Origin of the sequence: Sinorhizobium prairiense, from assembly GCF_029201645.2 — a bacterium.
GTDB lineage: Bacteria > Pseudomonadota > Alphaproteobacteria > Rhizobiales > Rhizobiaceae > Sinorhizobium > Sinorhizobium meliloti_A.
In genome coordinates, this window is sequence record NZ_CP104131.1 from 2,800,674 (window position 1) to 2,816,691 (window position 16,018).

The 16,018-nt window shown below is 63.6% G+C and carries 13 protein-coding genes and 4 pseudogenes; 6 read left to right on the top strand and 11 right to left on the bottom strand.

Going from position 1 to position 16,018, the window contains the following annotated elements:
* The first annotated feature begins 32 nt into the window (after positions 1-32).
* Positions 33-841, top strand: a pseudogene (locus N0Q91_RS16200) (AraC family ligand binding domain-containing protein).
* Between the two features lie 84 nt (positions 842-925).
* Positions 926-1,816, top strand: coding sequence for a DMT family transporter (locus tag N0Q91_RS16205; RefSeq protein WP_275596920.1), 891 nt, complete (start codon positions 926-928; stop codon positions 1,814-1,816).
* Positions 1,817-1,837: 21 nt separating this feature from the next.
* On the opposite strand, the gene N0Q91_RS16210 is transcribed toward N0Q91_RS16205, so the two are convergent.
* A complete protein-coding gene (locus tag N0Q91_RS16210) occupies positions 1,838-3,421 on the bottom strand; it encodes a peptide chain release factor 3 (protein WP_018093953.1) in 1,584 nt (527 codons plus the stop codon).
* 98 nt (positions 3,422-3,519) lie between these two features.
* Between N0Q91_RS16210 and dut the strand changes: the two genes are divergently transcribed.
* Positions 3,520-4,002, top strand: coding sequence for a dUTP diphosphatase (dut, locus tag N0Q91_RS16215; RefSeq protein WP_275596921.1), 483 nt, complete (start codon positions 3,520-3,522; stop codon positions 4,000-4,002).
* Here dut and N0Q91_RS16220 read toward each other — a convergent pair.
* Positions 3,995-4,432 carry an Lrp/AsnC family transcriptional regulator gene (locus N0Q91_RS16220; protein WP_003527801.1) on the bottom strand — a complete coding sequence of 146 codons (438 nt, stop codon included), beginning with the start codon at positions 4,430-4,432 and terminating at the stop codon, positions 3,995-3,997. The two genes, dut and N0Q91_RS16220, sit on opposite strands and share 8 nt — an antisense overlap.
* Positions 4,433-4,567: 135 nt before the next feature.
* Here N0Q91_RS16220 and N0Q91_RS16225 point away from each other — a divergent pair, with 135 nt between their 5' ends.
* Positions 4,568-5,482 (top strand): DMT family transporter, encoded by a 915-nt coding sequence (locus tag N0Q91_RS16225; RefSeq protein WP_275596922.1) that lies wholly within the window; start codon positions 4,568-4,570, stop codon positions 5,480-5,482.
* Here N0Q91_RS16225 and N0Q91_RS16230 read toward each other — a convergent pair.
* On the bottom strand, positions 5,479-6,111 hold the full coding sequence (locus N0Q91_RS16230; protein ID WP_275596923.1) for a LysE family translocator: 633 nt from the start codon (positions 6,109-6,111) through the stop codon (positions 5,479-5,481). The genes N0Q91_RS16225 and N0Q91_RS16230 overlap by 4 nt on opposite strands.
* Before the next feature lie 144 nt (positions 6,112-6,255).
* On the opposite strand from N0Q91_RS16230, the pseudogene N0Q91_RS16235 reads away from it, so the two are divergent.
* Both N0Q91_RS16235 and cysK read left to right on the top strand, forming a co-directional pair.
* A pseudogene (locus N0Q91_RS16235) lies at positions 6,256-6,615 on the top strand (LysE family translocator); the annotation flags it as partial.
* Between the two features lie 135 nt (positions 6,616-6,750).
* Positions 6,751-7,719 (top strand): cysteine synthase A, encoded by a 969-nt coding sequence (cysK, locus tag N0Q91_RS16240; RefSeq protein ID WP_275596924.1) that lies wholly within the window; start codon positions 6,751-6,753, stop codon positions 7,717-7,719.
* Between the two features lie 191 nt (positions 7,720-7,910).
* Here cysK and N0Q91_RS16245 read toward each other — a convergent pair.
* The 8 genes and pseudogenes from N0Q91_RS16245 to rsmI form a co-directional block, all read right to left on the bottom strand.
* Positions 7,911-8,822 (bottom strand): annotated as a pseudogene (locus tag N0Q91_RS16245) (YifB family Mg chelatase-like AAA ATPase); the annotation flags it as partial.
* An 18-nt stretch (positions 8,823-8,840) separates the two neighbouring features.
* The gene (locus N0Q91_RS16250; RefSeq protein ID WP_275596925.1) at positions 8,841-9,740 is read right to left on the bottom strand and encodes a plasmid partitioning protein RepB C-terminal domain-containing protein; all 900 of its coding nucleotides are present in this window, start codon (positions 9,738-9,740) and stop codon (positions 8,841-8,843) included.
* Positions 9,737-10,627 carry a plasmid partitioning protein RepB C-terminal domain-containing protein gene (locus N0Q91_RS16255; RefSeq protein ID WP_275596926.1) on the bottom strand — a complete coding sequence of 297 codons (891 nt, stop codon included), beginning with the start codon at positions 10,625-10,627 and terminating at the stop codon, positions 9,737-9,739. The genes N0Q91_RS16250 and N0Q91_RS16255 overlap by 4 nt, the downstream gene beginning before the upstream one ends.
* Positions 10,627-12,198 carry a recombinase family protein gene (locus tag N0Q91_RS16260; protein ID WP_448131174.1) on the bottom strand — a complete coding sequence of 524 codons (1,572 nt, stop codon included), beginning with the start codon at positions 12,196-12,198 and terminating at the stop codon, positions 10,627-10,629. Before N0Q91_RS16260 ends, N0Q91_RS16255 begins: the two co-directional genes overlap by 1 nt.
* 449 nt (positions 12,199-12,647) lie before the next feature.
* Positions 12,648-13,334 (bottom strand): annotated as a pseudogene (locus N0Q91_RS16265) (magnesium chelatase domain-containing protein); the annotation flags it as partial.
* A 183-nt stretch (positions 13,335-13,517) separates the two neighbouring features.
* Complete coding sequence (gene gshB, locus N0Q91_RS16270) at positions 13,518-14,465, bottom strand: glutathione synthase (protein WP_026168508.1); 948 nt, start codon at positions 14,463-14,465, stop codon at positions 13,518-13,520.
* 191 nt (positions 14,466-14,656) lie between these two features.
* Positions 14,657-15,025 (bottom strand): YraN family protein, encoded by a 369-nt coding sequence (locus N0Q91_RS16275; protein WP_018093945.1) that lies wholly within the window; start codon positions 15,023-15,025, stop codon positions 14,657-14,659.
* A complete protein-coding gene (gene rsmI, locus N0Q91_RS16280; protein ID WP_275596927.1) occupies positions 15,015-15,977 on the bottom strand; it encodes a 16S rRNA (cytidine(1402)-2'-O)-methyltransferase in 963 nt (320 codons plus the stop codon). Before rsmI ends, N0Q91_RS16275 begins: the two co-directional genes overlap by 11 nt.
* Between the last annotated feature and the right edge of the window lie 41 nt (positions 15,978-16,018).

Below are 16,018 nucleotides of genomic sequence, written 5' to 3' on the forward strand. Positions count from 1 at the left end.
GGCTCAACGTGGAACGGGACAGCGAACGGTACATGGCGAAAGGGCATTTCAGAATGCTGCCGCGCCGCATCGCCGGCGTCGACGTGGTGGAAGCGACGACGAATCACAGTTTCGCGCGCCATACGCACGAGCAGTTCGGCATCGGCCTGATCCATGCGGGTGCGCAGACGTCGCTGAGCGGCCGCGGAACCGTCGAGGCGGAAGCGGGCGACGTGATCACCGTCAATCCCGGTGAGGTCCACGACGGAGCCCCGATCGGCGACGCGGGCCGGTCCTGGCGGATGCTCTATCTCGATCCGCCGCTGGTCGCCTCGCTCGTCGATGACGTCACCGAAGGGAAGAGGTCGGATTGCGAATTCTCGGACCCGGTGATCAGAAGTACCGGGCTGGCAGCCCGCTTCGGCGCGATCTTTGCGGCTGCCGCGGCCGCCGACGGCACCGAGACGATGCTTCGCTGGGATGAACTGGCCGTCACCCTGTTCGCGGAGGCGATGCAGCTTGCCTCGCCGGATGCGCCGGCAGGCGTGCCGAAGTCGGTCGCCTCGGCCGTGAGCCTTATCGAGGACGATCCGCTTGCGTCGCTTACGCTCGCGGACCTCGCCCGCGAGAGCGGCCTGAGCCGCTTCCAGCTCGTGCGTGGCTTCTCCAGGGCGACGGGACTGACGCCCCATGCCTATCTCCTCCAACGCCGGATAGACATCGTCCGGCGGCTGATCGCCGGGGGCACGCCGCTCGCGGAAGCGGCAGCTGCCGGCGGCTTCGTGGACCAGAGCCACATGACACGCGTGTTCGTGCGCAAATACGGCTTCTCCCCGGTGTCTACGCGCAAGCGGTAAACTGATTTCGCCGCCTTGCAATTTCGTACAAGACCGCGCGCTGCCGATCGGCCTTTCTGCCCCCATCATCAATCGGGAGCGATGGCGGAATGTCGAAGCAAGTTCAGGGATATGTTTTTTTGTCGCTCGCCATGGTGCTCGTCGGCAGCACCGTGATCGCGAGCAAGATCATCGCCGCCGGCCTGCCGCCGTTCACGGCAACGGCGCTGCGTTTTGCCATCGCCTTCCCTCTTTTCCTGGGCGTGATGCGCGCAACCGGGGCGTCCTGGCCCAAGCTGCCGAAGAGCGATTGGCTCATCCTCCTGTTTCAGGCGGGCGCCGGCAGCGTCGGTTACACGACTCTGCTCATTTCCGGCCTGAAACTCACCTCTGCGGCCGATGCCGGCGTCATCATCGGGACGCTTCCCGTCGTCTCCGCCGCAATCGCCATCATGGTTCTCGGCGAGCGTCCGCATCGCTCCGTGTTCGCGGCCGTTTGCCTCGCGGCGGCCGGCGTTCTCGCGATCGTCTTCCGGCCGGATGCAAACGCCGCGCATTCGCTCGCCGGCAGCGCGCTGATCTTCGGCGCGGTCATCTGCGAAGGCCTGTTCATCCTGCTCAACAAGCGCGTCAGCGTCGCGATTCCGCCGCTTGGCCTGTCGGCGCTGATGACGGGCTTCGGTGGTGCCATTGCGCTCCCGTTCGCGCTTGCAGAGCTTCCTTCGATGGGTGCGACAGGCGCCCCGGCGCTCGCGGCGGTCGCCTATTACGCGCTCGTGCCGACGGTCGGGGGCTTCGTGCTCTGGTATGCGGGACTTCAGAAGGTGAGCGGCACCGAGGCCTCGGTCTTCACCGCCTTGGCACCGGTTTCCGCGCTGCTCCTCGCCGCTGCCGTTCTCGGCGAGACGATCACCGCCAATCAGATGATCGGCATGGCATGCGTGCTGATCGCCGTGCTGAGCCTCGGTCTTCGCAGGGCCGGTCCGGAGCGGGCCGGATAGGGGAATCCGGCGCAGGCGCGATCACGCCGCCTTGGCGACGTGATACTCCTTGATCGCCACCATCTTGACCGCCGGATAGCGCTCCGATTCGTAGCGCAGCGAGAACCCGTCCTGCGCCAGGTATACCGGGTCCCCGTCAAGGTCCCGCGCAATGTCGCCGCGGTGGGTCGCGATGAACTTTTCGAGTTCGGCCGGGTTCTCGGCGGAGATCCAGCGGCAGATGGAGAAGCGCGACATCTCGAAGGAGACCGGCAGACTGTATTCCGCCTGCAGGCGTTCCTTGAGCACGTCAAGCTGGAGCGCGCCGACGACGCCGACGATCGCAGGCGCGCCGTCGTCCGGAGAAAAGAGCTGCACGACGCCCTCTTCCGCCATCTGCTGCAGCGCCTCTTTCAGCTTCTTCGCCTTCATCGCATCTTCCAGCCGGACGCGGCGGAGAATTTCCGGTGCGAAGTTCGGCACGCCCTGGAAGACGAGCGGCTCGCCCTCGGTCAGCGTATCGCCGATCCTGAGCGTGCCGTGGTTCGGGATGCCGACGACGTCGCCGGCGAAAGCCGTATCGGCGAGCTGGCGCTGCGAGGCGAAGAAGAACTGCGGCGCCGTCAACCCCATCTGCTTGCCGGTGCGCGAAAGCCGCGCCTTCATGCCGCGCTCGAGCTTGCCCGAGCAGACGCGGACGAAGGCGATGCGGTCGCGGTGGTTCGGGTCCATGTTCGCCTGGATCTTGAAGACGAAGGCGGTCATTCTGTCGTCCGTCGCCTCGACGGTGCGGATGTCGGCAACCTGGGCCCGCGGCGGCGGCGCGAAGTCGGCGAGCCCATTGATCAGGTCGCGCACGCCGAAGTTCCGCAGCGCCGAGCCGAAGTACACCGGCGTGAGGTGCCCTTCGAGGAAAGCCTTACGGTCGAAGGGCTTGCAGGCCTCGATCGCCAGCGACGCTTCTTCGATGAACGTGTCGCGTTCGTTCTCGGGCAGACGGTGCGAAGCCATTTCCGGATCGTTGACCTTTGTCAGCCGCTCCTGCGTGTCGGCGCCGCGCACCTCGTCGGTGGCAAGATGATAGGTGCCGCAGAAGGTCTTGGAGCGGCCGATCGGCCAGGTGACCGGCGCGCAGTCGAGCGCCAGCTTCTGCTCGACCTCGTCGAGGATTTCGAACGGATCGCGGCTTTCGCGGTCCATCTTGTTGACGAAGGTGATGATCGGGATGTCGCGCAGGCGGCAGACCTCGAAGAGCTTGAGCGTGCGCGGCTCGATACCCTTTGCCGCGTCGATCACCATGACAGCCGCATCGACCGCCGTCAGCGTGCGGTAGGTGTCGTCGGCAAAGTCCTCGTGACCCGGCGTATCGAGCAGGTTGAAAACAGTATCGTTATATTCGAAGGTCATCACCGAGGTGACGACGGAGATGCCGCGCTCGCGCTCGATCTTCATCCAGTCCGAGCGGGTCTGGATGCGGTCCTTCTTGGCCTTGACCTCGCCGGCGAGCTGGATCGCGCCGCCGAAGAGCAGAAGCTTCTCGGTGAGCGTCGTCTTACCGGCGTCCGGGTGCGAAATGATCGCAAATGTGCGGCGGCGGGAGACCGCCTCGGCAATGCTTTCGGCCATGATCTGAGTATCCTGTGAGTTGCGGCGTCCTTTACAGGCTCGGGGGCCAATATGCAATTGACTGCGGCAAGCCCGGCCGTGCTTATGACGGAATGACCATGCACACGCCCGAAAATCGACCTGCCCCGACCCCCGGCCTCACCCTCGTCCGCCTGCCTCATGGCGAGGGTCTCGACCTGCCGGCCTACGAGACCGCGGGTGCCGCCGGCATGGACCTCCGCGCGGCCGTGCCGGCCGAGGACCCGATGACGATCCGGCCGGGAGAGCGCGCATTGGTCCCGACGGGTTTTATCTTCGAGATCCCCGCCGGTCATGAAGGACAGATCCGGCCACGCTCCGGGCTGGCCTTCAAGCACGGCATCACCTGCCTCAACACGCCGGGCACCGTCGACAGCGACTATCGCGGAGAGGTGAAGGTGCTGCTCGTCAATCTCGGTGCGGAGGATTTCGCGGTCGAGCGCGGCATGCGTATCGCCCAGATCGTGATCGCCCCGGTGACCCAGCTGGCGATCCGCGAGGCAGATGGCCCCACGGCGACGACGCGCGGGGCCGGCGGCTTCGGCTCGACCGGAACTAGATAAGCGGCGGCAGGCGCCGCTTGACCGGCGAGGATTTGACGATCGACGTGTTCGTCTGCGCCTTTTCCGCGATGCGATCGAGGATCGTGTCGAGTTCCGCCATGTCGCGCACCAGCATCTTGGCGATGAAACAGTCGTCCCCCGTGACCTTGTCGCATTCGATGAATTCGGGCGTTTCCTGGATCAGCCTTTCGACGATATGCAGCATGCCCGGCATCGGCCGGATGCGGACGATCGCCTGCAGCGGATAGCCGAGACGCGCCGGATTGACCGAGATGGTGAAACCATCGAGCACGCCGCGCTCCTCGAGCTTGCGCAGCCGCTCCGCCGCGCTCGGCGAGGAAAGGCCGGCCTCCTGCGCCAGCTCCTTCAACGACACCCGGGCATTGGCGGCCAGAATTTCGAGAATGCGGCGGTCGAGCTCGTCCAGCATGCAACTCCCTCGTAAGTCAATTTAGCCTTATCGCCTTAATCTGTTAGGTATCCTCCCATAATTTCCTCTCAAAATCCATATCCTCGCGCCACCAGGCTCATTATTCTTGCAGCACAATGGATGGAGCAAAAGGCCATGGATAAGGACATACGGCGCGGAAGCGCGGAAATGACGGCGGCGATGCTGATTTCGGGAACGATCGGCTGGTTCGTTCTGATGTCGGGCCAGCCCGTCGCGGGCGTCGTCTTCTGGCGTTGCGTTTTCGGGGCTGCAACGCTCGCCGCGCTTGCGGCGGTCTTCGGCCTCATCGACCTGAGACATTTGCGGATGAAGGTCATTATTCTTTCCGCTCTGGGCGGCGTCGCGATCGTCGTGAACTGGCTCCTGCTCTTCGCCGCCTATCCCCGCGCCTCGATCTCCATCGCGACCATGGTCTACAACACGCAGCCCTTCATGCTGCTCGGGCTCGGTGCGCTCTTTATCGGAGAGAAGATCACCGCCAGCAAACTCCTCTGGCTCTCGCTCTCCTTCGCAGGCATGATCGCGATCGTCCTCGCCAAGCCCGCGGGCACTTATGAGCCCAGCGACTATCTCACCGGGATAGCACTGTCGCTCGGCGCCGCCTTCTTCTACGCCATCGCGGCGCTCGTTACCAAGCTCCTCAAGGGCACGCCGCCGCATCTGATCGCGCTGGTGCAGGTCATCACCGGAGCGGCCATGCTCGCCCCCTTCGCCCTCGTCGCGCCGCTGCCGCAGGGAACGCTCCAGTGGACGCTGCTCCTGACCGTCGGCGTGGTTCATACCGGTATCATGTATATTCTGCTTTACGGCGCGATACAGAAGCTGCCGACCCACATGACCGGCGCCCTTTCCTTCATCTATCCGGTGGCCGCGATCCTGGTTGACCGCATCGCGTTCGGACACGCTCTGCAGCCGGTGCAGATCGCGGGCTCGATCGCGATCCTCATCGCTGCCGCGGGCACCAATCTCGGCTGGACCCTTCGGCCATCTTCATCTTCCGCCAAGCGCCCGGCGGAAGGAAGCCTCTAACGCCGGGCCTCCGAGGCCATGCTGATGGCAAGACCCGCCAGCGCCGTGCTCATGAGCCAACGCTGCACCAGCATGAAGGACGGCCGACCGGAGAGGAAGGCGGCCACCCCTCCGGCGGTCATCGCGATCAGCGCATTGACGCTGACGCTGATCGCGATCTGCACGCTGCCGAAGATGAGCGACTGCGCGAGCACGTTGCCGGCCTCGGGGCGGATGAATTGCGGCAGCAGCGACACGTAAAGGATGGCCACCTTCGGATTGAGCAGGCTGGTGAAGAGGCCCATCGCGAAGAGCTTGCGCGGGCGATCCTTCGGGAGGTCCCGCACTTGAAAAATCGAGCGGCCGCCGGGACGAACGGCCTGCCAGGCAAGGTAAAGCAGGTAAAGCGCGCCTGCGAAACGAAGGGCGTCATAGGCAAAGGGAACCGCCAGAAGCAGGGCGGTAATGCCGAGCGCGGCAGACACCATGTAACAGACGAAGCCGAGGGCTATGCCCCCGAGCGAGATCAGTCCCGCCCCCGGTCCCTGGCAGATCGAGCGGGAGATCAGATAGATCATGTTCGGCCCCGGCGTCAGCACCATGCCGAATGCGATCAGGGCGAAGCCCAGGAGGTTCTGAATTTCGGGCATGGTGCGCCAGTCTCCCATGTTTTTCCGGAAAGTGTACGGCTCTACCGCCAAGGGCAACGCCGTTCTTGTCACCCGATCAATTTTCGCGCGTAGATGCGGGGGACACCCGGATTTTCCTCGGCGGCAGATTGCGGTACACCTGCCGCCTGGAAGCTCTGGACGGCCGGGCTCCTGTCGCAGAACATCGAGGCGCGGAAGTCGACGAGTGCGGCGCTCTCCTTCCTCTCGGGCCTGACGGTCACGCTCGGCAATCCGAAGACGATGCTTTTCTACGTGGCGCTCGTTCCGACGCTGATCGACCTCGCCTCGATAGGGATCCGCGACTACGGCCTGCTGCTCGTCGCGACTTTCCTCGTGCTTCTTGCCGTGCTGCTGCCCTATATGCTGCTTGCGGCCCGCGCCCGCTCGCTCCTGAAAGAGCCGCAGGCGCTGAAGGTCCTGAACCGGGCCGCGGCGGGCATTCTCGCCGGAACGGCCGCCTACATCGCGACCCGCGCGACCTGAAAAAGATTCCCCGCCGGCCGCTTCTCAACGGTTTTTTCCTTCAGCATCATCGATCCAGGGCTTTCCCGCTCTGGAAGCAAGCGCGCATAGCTCCTATTGTCGCAGCGACGATTTAAAAAACGAAGGGAGAAACCTATGCCTGAAGCGCGCAAGCCCGGCCGCGGCCGCGTCTTTTCTTCGATCACCGAAACGATCGGCGACACTCCCATCGTGCGGCTGGACAAGCTCGCCAAGGAAAAGGGCGTGAAGGCGAACCTGCTCGCCAAGCTCGAATTCTTCAACCCGATCGGCTCCGTCAAGGACCGCATCGGCGTCGCGATGATCGAATCGCTCGAGGCGCAAGGGAAGATCACGCCCGGCCGCACGACGCTGGTAGAGCCGACTTCGGGCAATACGGGCATAGCACTCGCCTTCGTCGCGGCCGCCAAGGGCTACAGGCTGATCCTCACCATGCCCGAGACGATGTCGGTCGAGCGCCGCAAGATGCTGACGCTTCTCGGCGCCGAACTGGTGCTGACGGAAGGCGCCAAGGGCATGAAGGGCGCAATCGCCAAGGCCCAGGAACTCACCGAGACGCTGCCCGACGCGATCATTCCGCAGCAGTTCGAAAACCCGGCCAATCCGGAAATCCACCGCAAGACCACCGCCGAGGAGATCTGGAACGACACGGAAGGCGCAGTCGACATCCTCGTGTCCGGCATCGGCACCGGCGGCACCATCACCGGTGCCGGCCAGGTGCTTAAAGCCCGCAAGCCGTCGGTCAAGGTGATCGCCGTCGAGCCCGAAGAATCCCCTATCCTTTCCGGCGGCGCCCCGGGTCCGCACAAGATCCAGGGTATCGGCGCGGGTTTCGCACCGGCGATCCTTGACACGAGCGTCTATGACGAAGTCGTCACGGTAAATGCCGGCGAGGCCATAGAGGCGGCGCGGCTCGTCGCAAGACTCGAAGGCGTGCCGGTCGGCATCTCCGCCGGTGCCGCGCTCCAGGCGGCGATAGAGGTGGGACAGCGCGGGGAAAATGCCGGCAAGAATATCGTCGTGATCATACCGTCCTTTGCCGAACGATATCTTTCGACGGTGCTGTTCGAGGGATTGGGAGCGTAGCGCCGGAGGTGCCGGCGAGCGCCCCTGATCGGCCTGCCGGCCACCTTCTCCCCGCAGGCGGGGCGAAGGGACTCGCGGCAAACCCGCAGCTCCCTTCTTCTCCGTCGAAATGAAATCAAATCGAACTTTCGGCCCCTGACCCGGCCTCTCCCGCCCATAGGGTGACGGCTTTTTCCATCGACGTCGGCCCCTTACGCGGCGACGGGCAGTCTCTCTCCCGCCACCCTGTAGGAGATCGCTTCGGCGAGATGGATGCGGCCGACCGTCGGCGCCTCGTCGAGGTCGGCGAGGGTGCGGGCGACCTTCAGCACCCGGTGGTAGCCGCGCGCCGAAAATTTCATCTTCTCCGCCGCGTCGCGCAGAAGCTGCAGGCCGGCGGCGTCGGGCTCGGCGATCTTTTCGATCATCGTCGTCGATGAGCGGGCGTTGCTCGTCAGCTCGGGATGACCGAGGCCGGCGAAGCGGTCTCTCTGCAGCTCGCGGGCGCGGGCGACGCGGCGGGCGACGGCGGCGCTCGGCTCGGATGTGCCGGGGCGGATCAAGTCGGCGGCGCTGACGGCCGGGACGTCGACGCGGATATCGATGCGATCCATCAGCGGCCCGGAGATCCGCGCCTGATAATCGGCCATGCAGCGCGGCCCGCGGGCGCAGCTCCGGCCCGGCTCGCCGGCCATGCCGCAGCGGCAGGGGTTCATGGCGGCAATGAGCTGGATCGCCGCCGGATAGGTGACGCGATGATTGGCGCGCGCGATGATGCAGGTGGCGGTTTCGAGCGGCTGGCGCAGAGCGTCGAGCGTCTGTGGAGCAAATTCCGGAAGCTCGTCGAGAAAGAGCACGCCGTTATGGGCGAGCGACGCCTCTCCCGGCTTCGCGCGGAAGCTGCCGCCGATCAGCGCCGCCATGGTGGCGGAATGGTGCGGCGCGCGGAAGGGCCGGCGGTCCGAAAGCTTGCCGCCCGGCAATTGCCCGGCGATCGAATGGATCATCGAGACTTCGAGCAGTTCGGCGGGCGAAAGCGGCGGCAGGATGGAGGGGAGCCGCGCCGCAAGCATCGACTTGCCCGACCCGGGCGGGCCGACCATCAGCACGTGGCATCCGCCTGCGTACTGACTATTACCGTGCTAATGCGGAGCTTCGTGCCCCGCGGTAATCCTCTGGAACTCCATAAGCAGTTCGGGAAACTGCTGCGCCAAATAGCGGACTACATGAACGTTGTCGATTAGGCGCTTTATGTAGCCAGTGGCAATGACGAGATCGAGGTGGTCATTGCCATAAGTTTCCTCCAACAGTCGGAATTCGCGGTCGAGCTTCTCCGACTCCTGTTCCATCAGCGCAATTTGCTCATCGGAAAGACTGCCGACCTTCTTCGGATTCGCGGAATCGACAAGCTGCGAAGGCGGCGTCGCGCCGACGAGCGACTTTGCGTATGTTACCGAATACTTGTTCATGGCGACCATGAGTTGAGCCGCTTCGATCTGCCGCAGCGGCTTCATCTTTCGCAGTTCCTTGAATGTGTTCATTGGCACATGTTTATCCTTCAGCAGTTCCACTGCTTCCGGACAGATACCAACCAAAAGCCGCCGCTTGCTTCGAATGTTCGAAACGTTGACGTTCAGGACTTTGGCGATGACGGCTTCTGGTACACCACGCTCAATCGCGTTTAGGATCATCTGGTGCTCCTGGACGATGGCAAGCCGGTTGACGCGTTTGTTGTACGTGTAAGCCTCATCGTCGGTGGCGATCAGACAATCAACTTCGGTGATGCCCATCTCCTGCAAGGCGGCGATCCGCAAATGGCCGTCTACCAGCAGATACTTTCCGGGCTCCCTGCGATCGCGGGCGACGGCAGGCGGTTCAACCAGCCCGGTTTGCTGGACCGATGAGCGGATTTGCCCGTACTTCTGGGTCTTCTTCAGAGCGTCCGTCACCATACGCAGCGGCGTGATGTCGGAAATCGCAATCGTCTGAGTTTCCCGCTCAAAGCCGACTGCCACAGGCTGGGGCGGCGTCATCCGGTTCATCGCAACAGCTCCTGCCGCTCCATCCGCGTCGCCAGCTTCTTTGGAACCGTGTGCAGGCCCTCGGCTTTCAGCAATTCTGCAAAGTCGTCGTCGTGTAGCAACTCGCGCATGGCGTGGGTAATGAAGATCAAGCGGCTCCGCGTCGCATCGGCCTTGCGGATCAGCAAACGCTTGCGGTCCGTGTCTTCTTGATACGCCTTGACCAGCGCATCCGACGACAGGTGGGACTTGGATTTCGTGGCGTTGCTGAGGCTCTTGCCGCGACGGCGACGGCTTTCGACCAGACGCTTGACGACCAACAACTTGCGCCCGCGCAGAACATTCGTCTCGTACGCCTGCTGAAGCGCCTCCTGCACACCGACGTCGTCGGAATTGGCAATCTCGACGGCCACACTGACGGGAACATGACCGGCTTCGACCGCCCGCAAAAGTCGCTGCTCACCCTGCTGCAGCAGCCGGGCAACACCCCTGACATACTCTGCAGAAAGGCCCGTCTTTCGCGCGATTTCCGTATCGGAGTAACCGCGCTCCTTCATCCCGCCGATATCGTGCACAAGATCGATGGCACGATGCAGCCGTCTAGCGCAGTTTTCGACTAGGCTCTTGATCAGACAAACCTGCGGATTGGCGTCGATGACGAAGGCGGGGATTTCCCGCTGCCCTAGCTGCTGAAACGCTTCTAGCCGTCCCTGGCCGCAGACGAGATCATAACGCGGGCCGTCTGGTCCATCCCGCCGCGTTACCGTAATCGGCCGTTTCAGGCCCACTTCGGCAATGCTGGCCACGATGTCTTGAAATGCTTTTCGGTTTCGCACGCGCGGGTTCAGAACCGTCACGCGACTCACTGGAATCACCTCGATTTGCCTTGAGGGTGTTTCTTCGGACATCAGGCGACCTCCCCAAGCGCAATGCGCTCGGCCAGCTCAAAGAGTGGCGTCAGCGTGTCGAAACGGTAAGCATCAAGCCAGATGCCATTATCTTCGCCCAGCCGCAGCACGTGCTGGTCCATGTCGAATCCGGGCAGGAGCAGGTAGTCGCGGGCGCGGCGATTCTCGCGATCCATGCGCACAGCAACGGTTATGTCCGGCAGCAGGCCCCGATCGAGCCGCACTTTCCAGCGCAGCGCGCCGGCTGCCGTCTGAAAGCAGCGCACAACCGCTAGCGACGCCGTGAATTCGCTATTGATGGTCAGGATTTCCGTAAGCGGGTCTTTCTCAACCTTTCCGCCTGCCCGTTCGATTCCGTCGATAGTCTCCGCGACAATATCAGGATGCAGACGGCGGAGCGTCCGGTTCACCTCAATATAGCGGTAGTCGCGATCAGGCGAGAATCCGACCAAGGCGTAAGCCTTTAGCAGCCCGCCGAAGCGATGCTGGTACGCGCTGCTCGACGGGCAACCCTCGACCTCGTCGATAATAAGGCCAGACAGGAGGCCTGTACGCTGGAAGAGCCCGCGCAGCAGTTCCAGCATCTCGTCGTTCGACAGGTGACGCGATCTGGCTTGGATAATCGCGCGGGCGGCATCGAATATCTCTGGCTCAACAATGCTTTGAAAGGCCTCATTCGCGCGCACCCACATCGACGGATCGTTGGCGACGCGCCGCTGCTTCAGCTTGAACGAAATGCGATTCCAGACATTGTTGCCGATGTATTTCTCGTTGATGAGTATCTGGTGTACCGTTCCCCGCGTCCAGGAACGCCCGAGATCGGTCAAAACGCCGCGCTCGTTCAGTTGTGCGGCAATTTCAAGCTCGTCGCAGCGGTCCTCGACAAACCGCCGATATATCCACCGCACGATCGCGACCTCCTCGGAGGGCCCCGGAACTAGCACCACGCGGTCCGTCTGGATGCTTTTGCGTTCGCCCGGTCCAAGCAGGCCCTTAGGGCGACCCTGTTCGTCGCGCAGTTCCCGCCGCAGGCCGAAACCAGGCGCACCGCCTTGCCGATACCCCATCTCGATTAGCCGGCACTGCCCGGCGAACACCTTCACAGACAGCTCGCGGCTATACTCGGCGGCCATTCGCCGCTTCACGACCTTCTGAACATCCGACCCGATGCTACCGTCATTCTCGAATTGCTCGGCGCAATATTCAACGCGAACACCCGCGCGGCGGCATCGGTATTCGTAGAAGGCGCTTTCGTCGGCGTCCTGGAAGCGACCCCAGCGGCTCACGTCGTAGACGAGCACAACCGCGAAATCCGCATGGCCCCCTTCGATGTCCTCTATCAACTGCCGAAGACCGGACCGCCCTTCGATGTTCAGCCCGCTGCGCCCAGCGTCGGTATAGGTGCGTACGATGGTGAAGCCGTGCTGGGCAGCAAAGCTGCAGATCGCGTCCGACTGGTTTTCGGTCGAGTATTTCTGGTGCTCGGTAGACATGCGCACATACTGCGCGGCCCGGAGGCGTCCGACCTCAGGTCCGCTGAGTGAAGGTATGTCGCCATTCGAAGGTCCCACCTCATCCAGCCATGAATTGGACTCTGTTTGCGGGTACAGGCCGGTAAAAGCCAGAGAATCCCAGCCACGTTCCTCGCCTTGTTCAATATACCGATGGGAGGCGGAAAGATGTTGCTGAAAACAGGCATAAGTTCCGTAGGTAACGTTGGCGCAGAATCAGCCAGTGCGACCTATGCCAAGTGCGTTGCCTCGGCGCTGCGCAGCGACTTGGGCGCAACGCATCAGGCCGTGAAAACCGTCATCCGCTGGACCGGAGCCGGAGAGCGCACCGTTACCAACTGGCTGGCCGGTGAGCACGGTCCGAGCGGTCCGCACTTGGCGCAATTGGCGCGCCACTCTGACGCGGTCCTAGATGCATTTCTTACCCTCGCGGGACGGGAGCTTCTTGTAGTAGATTTTGATATTCAACGCTTGAAGGCTGAACTCGCATCGACTCTAGCCGTTTTGGAACGCCTTTCAAGAAACGAGCGACCGTGATTAATGTAGCACAACGTTAGCAGATTGTGATTGCCCGCCGCCGCGACCTCCAGCGCCCGCTTGGCGCTTTCCTGGCCCTTGATGTCGGCAAGATCGGGAAGGCCCTCAGCGGCCGCCCGGACCGCCGGCTCGGGGCGGGAGAGCACCTGCGTGCCGCGGAAGTGATTGGCGATGGCGATCAGGCTGCGCGGGGCGAGAATATCGATTTCCGATCCGGCCCAGGCCGCCTCGGGCCCGCTTTCCGCCGGGCAGATCAGTCCCTTGCCGAGCGCATTCGCGCCGATCGCCGCCGGCAGCGCGCCGGCGACGGCTGCGATGGTGCCGTCGAGATTGAGTTCGCCGATGACGACATAGCCGGACAGCGCGTCCGCAGGCACAGCGCCGAGCGCCGCCATCAAGCCGAGCGCGATGGCGAGATCGAAATGGCTTCCTTCTTTCGGTAGGTCCGCCGGCGCCAGATTGACGGTCACCCGCTTGGCGGGAAGCGCCAGTCCCGATGCATGAAGCGCCGCCTGGACGCGCTCGCGGCTTTCGGCCACCGCCTTGTCCGGCAGTCCGACGATCTGCATACCGACCTTGCCGGGTGCAACCATCACCTGGACGTCGACCGGAACGCCCTCGATACCCTGAAACGCAACCGTGCTGACGCGCGCGACCATACTGCCCCCTGATTTCGAGCGGAGCGCGGAGGCTCATCGTCCTTCCGCAATCCCGCTCCAGCACGGCGGCCCACACACGCCGTCACAACCAAAGTCGGTTGTAACGGTACATCTTGCACGGAATACGCTTGAAAACAAGAACAATAATAGAACATCAACAGCGAGAGTGGCGGCCCGTAAAGATCAGGCGCGCTTCTTCTCGATCGCGTCCCAGAGCAGGCTTGCGACATCGGCACCGCCGAACTTCTTCACCTCGCGGATGCCGGTCGGCGAAGTGACGTTGATCTCGGTCAGGTAATCGCCGATCACGTCGATTCCGACGAAGAGGAAGCCGCGTTCCTTCAGCGCCGGGCCGATGCGGTTGCAGATCTCCCGCTCGCGCGCCGTCAGGTCGGTTGCCTCCGCGCGCCCACCCACATGCATGTTGGAGCGCGAATCGTGCTCGGCCGGAACGCGATTGATCGCTCCGACCGGTTCGCCGTCGACGAGCAGGATGCGCTTGTCGCCCTTGCGCACCGCCGGCAGATATTCCTGGGCGATATAGGGCTCGCGGAACATCTGCGCGAACATTTCGAGGAGCGACGAGAAATTGCGGTCGTCACGGGCGGAGTGGAACACGCCGGCGCCGCCATTGCCGTAGAGCGGTTTCAGGATGATGTCGCCCATCTCCTGGCGGAAGCGGGCGATCTCGTCCGGGTCGCGAGTGATCAGGGTCTTGGGCATCAGATCCGGAAATTCGGTCACGAAGATCTTCTCAGGCGAGTTCCTGACCCAGGCCGGATCGTTGACGACCAGGGTCTTCGGGTGCAGCCGTTCGAGCAGATGCGTCGAAGTGATATAGGCCATGTCGAATGGCGGATCCTGGCGAAGCAGGATGACGTCCATGGTCGAAAGATCGATCCGCTCCTCTTCGCCGAGGGTGAAGTGGTCGCCCTTGACGTCGCGCAACCGCATCTGCTGCGCGGTCGCATAGACCCTGCCGTCCCGGAGCGACAGCTTTTCGGGCGTGTAGTGGAACAGGCGGTAGCCTCGGGCCTGCGCCTCCAGGCTCATCGCGAAGGTCGAATCGCCCGCAATGGTGATGCCCGAAACATGGTCCATCTGGACCCCGACATTGACGATTCCTGCCATTTTCCCGTTCCCGATTGGATCCACGATGCGCATAGTTCCTTCGACCGGCGCCGGTCAGAAATCGAATTATACGGCAATTCGACGCGATGCTCCGCCCCTCGTCTTCGCGACGAGGCGGCACCGCCGAAATGCCCGCAAGATGTAGAATGCGTGCCGTGGTTAGGCAAGAAGGCTCCTGCCGCTCCCGGCTATCAAAAGGCGTCCGGCAGGTGTCGCGGCCAACGCCACGGCGCTACGGCGACAATGTCGTATCGCACCGACAGGCGGTGGAAATCGCCCTGACGCGACAGCCAGAGATCGCTTGCCGCTCGGATGCGCCGCTGCGCCGTGTCGGTCACGGCGAAGACCGCATCGTCCAGGCTCATCCGGGCCTTTACTTCGACGCAGGCGACCAGGTCGCCGCGCCGGGCGATGATGTCGATCTCGCCGAGCCTGGTGCGATAGCGCATGGCAACGATGCGATAGCCCTTGAGCATCAGGCAGAGTGCGGCGCGGTATTCGGCGATGTGGCCCCGCTTCAGCGCCTTCAGCTTGCGGGTGTCCGGTCGCTCAGCCTTCATCGCTATCCTTGAGATGAAGGAGCCGGTCGTAAAGCTCCTTGCGCGCCAGCCCCGTGCGGCGCGCCGCCTCGGTCGCGGCCTTGCCCATCGGCAGGTCGCGGGCGAGTTCCTTGAGCAAAGCGTCGACGTCGGCCGCCTCCGGCTGGGGCTTTGCCTCCGGCGGACCGATCACGAGGACGATCTCGCCTTTCACATTGGCGCTTTCGTCGTAACTCGCCGCGAGTTCGCCGAGCGTTCCGCGGCGGAACTCCTCGAAGGTCTTGGTCAGTTCGCGGCAGACGGCCGCCCTCCTGTCTGCGCCGAGGACCTGCGCGGCAGCAGTGACGGTCGCGGCAATGCGATGCGGGGATTCGAAGAAGATGAGAGTGGCGGGAACGGACGAGAGTTCGGCGAGCCGGTCGCGCTTCGCCTTGTCCTTCACCGGCAGAAAGCCTGCGAAGAGGAAGGCATCGCTCGGCAGGCCGGAGCCGACGAGGGCCGCAAGCGGCGCCGAGGGGCCAGGTATGGGAACGACCCGGTATCCCGCCTCGACCGCCTGCTGCGCCAGGCGGTAGCCCGGATCGGAGACGAGCGGCGTACCGGCATCGGAGACGAGCGCCACCGATTTCCCATCACCGAGTGCTGCAAGCAGCCGCGGCCCCGCCTCGGCGGCATTGTGCTCGTGATAGGCGGTGGGCCGATTGACGATACCGTAGCGGTCCAGCAGCACCCGCGTCACCCGCGTGTCCTCGCAGGCGAGCACATCGGCCCCCGCAAGCGTCTCTAGGGCTCTCAGCGTGATGTCGCCGAGATTGCCGATCGGCGTTGCCACGAGATAAAGGCACGGCTCCAGCGGGCGCGCAGGAATGTTGATATCGTGCAGGCGAAAACCGCGCCGCCGTTCCTTTTCGGATGCATCCGTGGATTGCTGCTTTTGCAACGCCGCCTTCCCAATCACTCCCGGCCCGATCATTCCGATCGACCATTCCGGCCAAGCCGGGTTCGCGCCCTTTA

Bases quoted from the DNA above. Each gene is read 5' to 3' on its own strand.
- N0Q91_RS16225 (WP_275596922.1), top strand. From the start codon at position 4,568: ATGGATAAGGACATACGGCGCGGAAGCGCGGAAATGACGGCGGCGATG.
- cysK (WP_275596924.1), top strand. From the start codon at position 6,751: ATGCCTGAAGCGCGCAAGCCCGGCCGCGGCCGCGTCTTTTCTTCGATC.
- N0Q91_RS16220 (WP_003527801.1), bottom strand. From the start codon at position 4,432: ATGCTGGACGAGCTCGACCGCCGCATTCTCGAAATTCTGGCCGCCAAT.
- N0Q91_RS16210 (WP_018093953.1), bottom strand. From the start codon at position 3,421: ATGGCCGAAAGCATTGCCGAGGCGGTCTCCCGCCGCCGCACATTTGCG.
- N0Q91_RS16255 (WP_275596926.1), bottom strand. From the start codon at position 10,627: ATGTCCGAAGAAACACCCTCAAGGCAAATCGAGGTGATTCCAGTGAGT.
- N0Q91_RS16250 (WP_275596925.1), bottom strand. From the start codon at position 9,740: ATGAACCGGATGACGCCGCCCCAGCCTGTGGCAGTCGGCTTTGAGCGG.
- N0Q91_RS16205 (WP_275596920.1), top strand. From the start codon at position 926: ATGTCGAAGCAAGTTCAGGGATATGTTTTTTTGTCGCTCGCCATGGTG.
- gshB (WP_026168508.1), bottom strand. From the start codon at position 14,465: ATGGCAGGAATCGTCAATGTCGGGGTCCAGATGGACCATGTTTCGGGC.
- dut (WP_275596921.1), top strand. From the start codon at position 3,520: ATGCACACGCCCGAAAATCGACCTGCCCCGACCCCCGGCCTCACCCTC.
- N0Q91_RS16275 (WP_018093945.1), bottom strand. From the start codon at position 15,025: ATGAAGGCTGAGCGACCGGACACCCGCAAGCTGAAGGCGCTGAAGCGG.
- rsmI (WP_275596927.1), bottom strand. From the start codon at position 15,977: ATGATCGGGCCGGGAGTGATTGGGAAGGCGGCGTTGCAAAAGCAGCAA.
- N0Q91_RS16230 (WP_275596923.1), bottom strand. From the start codon at position 6,111: ATGCCCGAAATTCAGAACCTCCTGGGCTTCGCCCTGATCGCATTCGGC.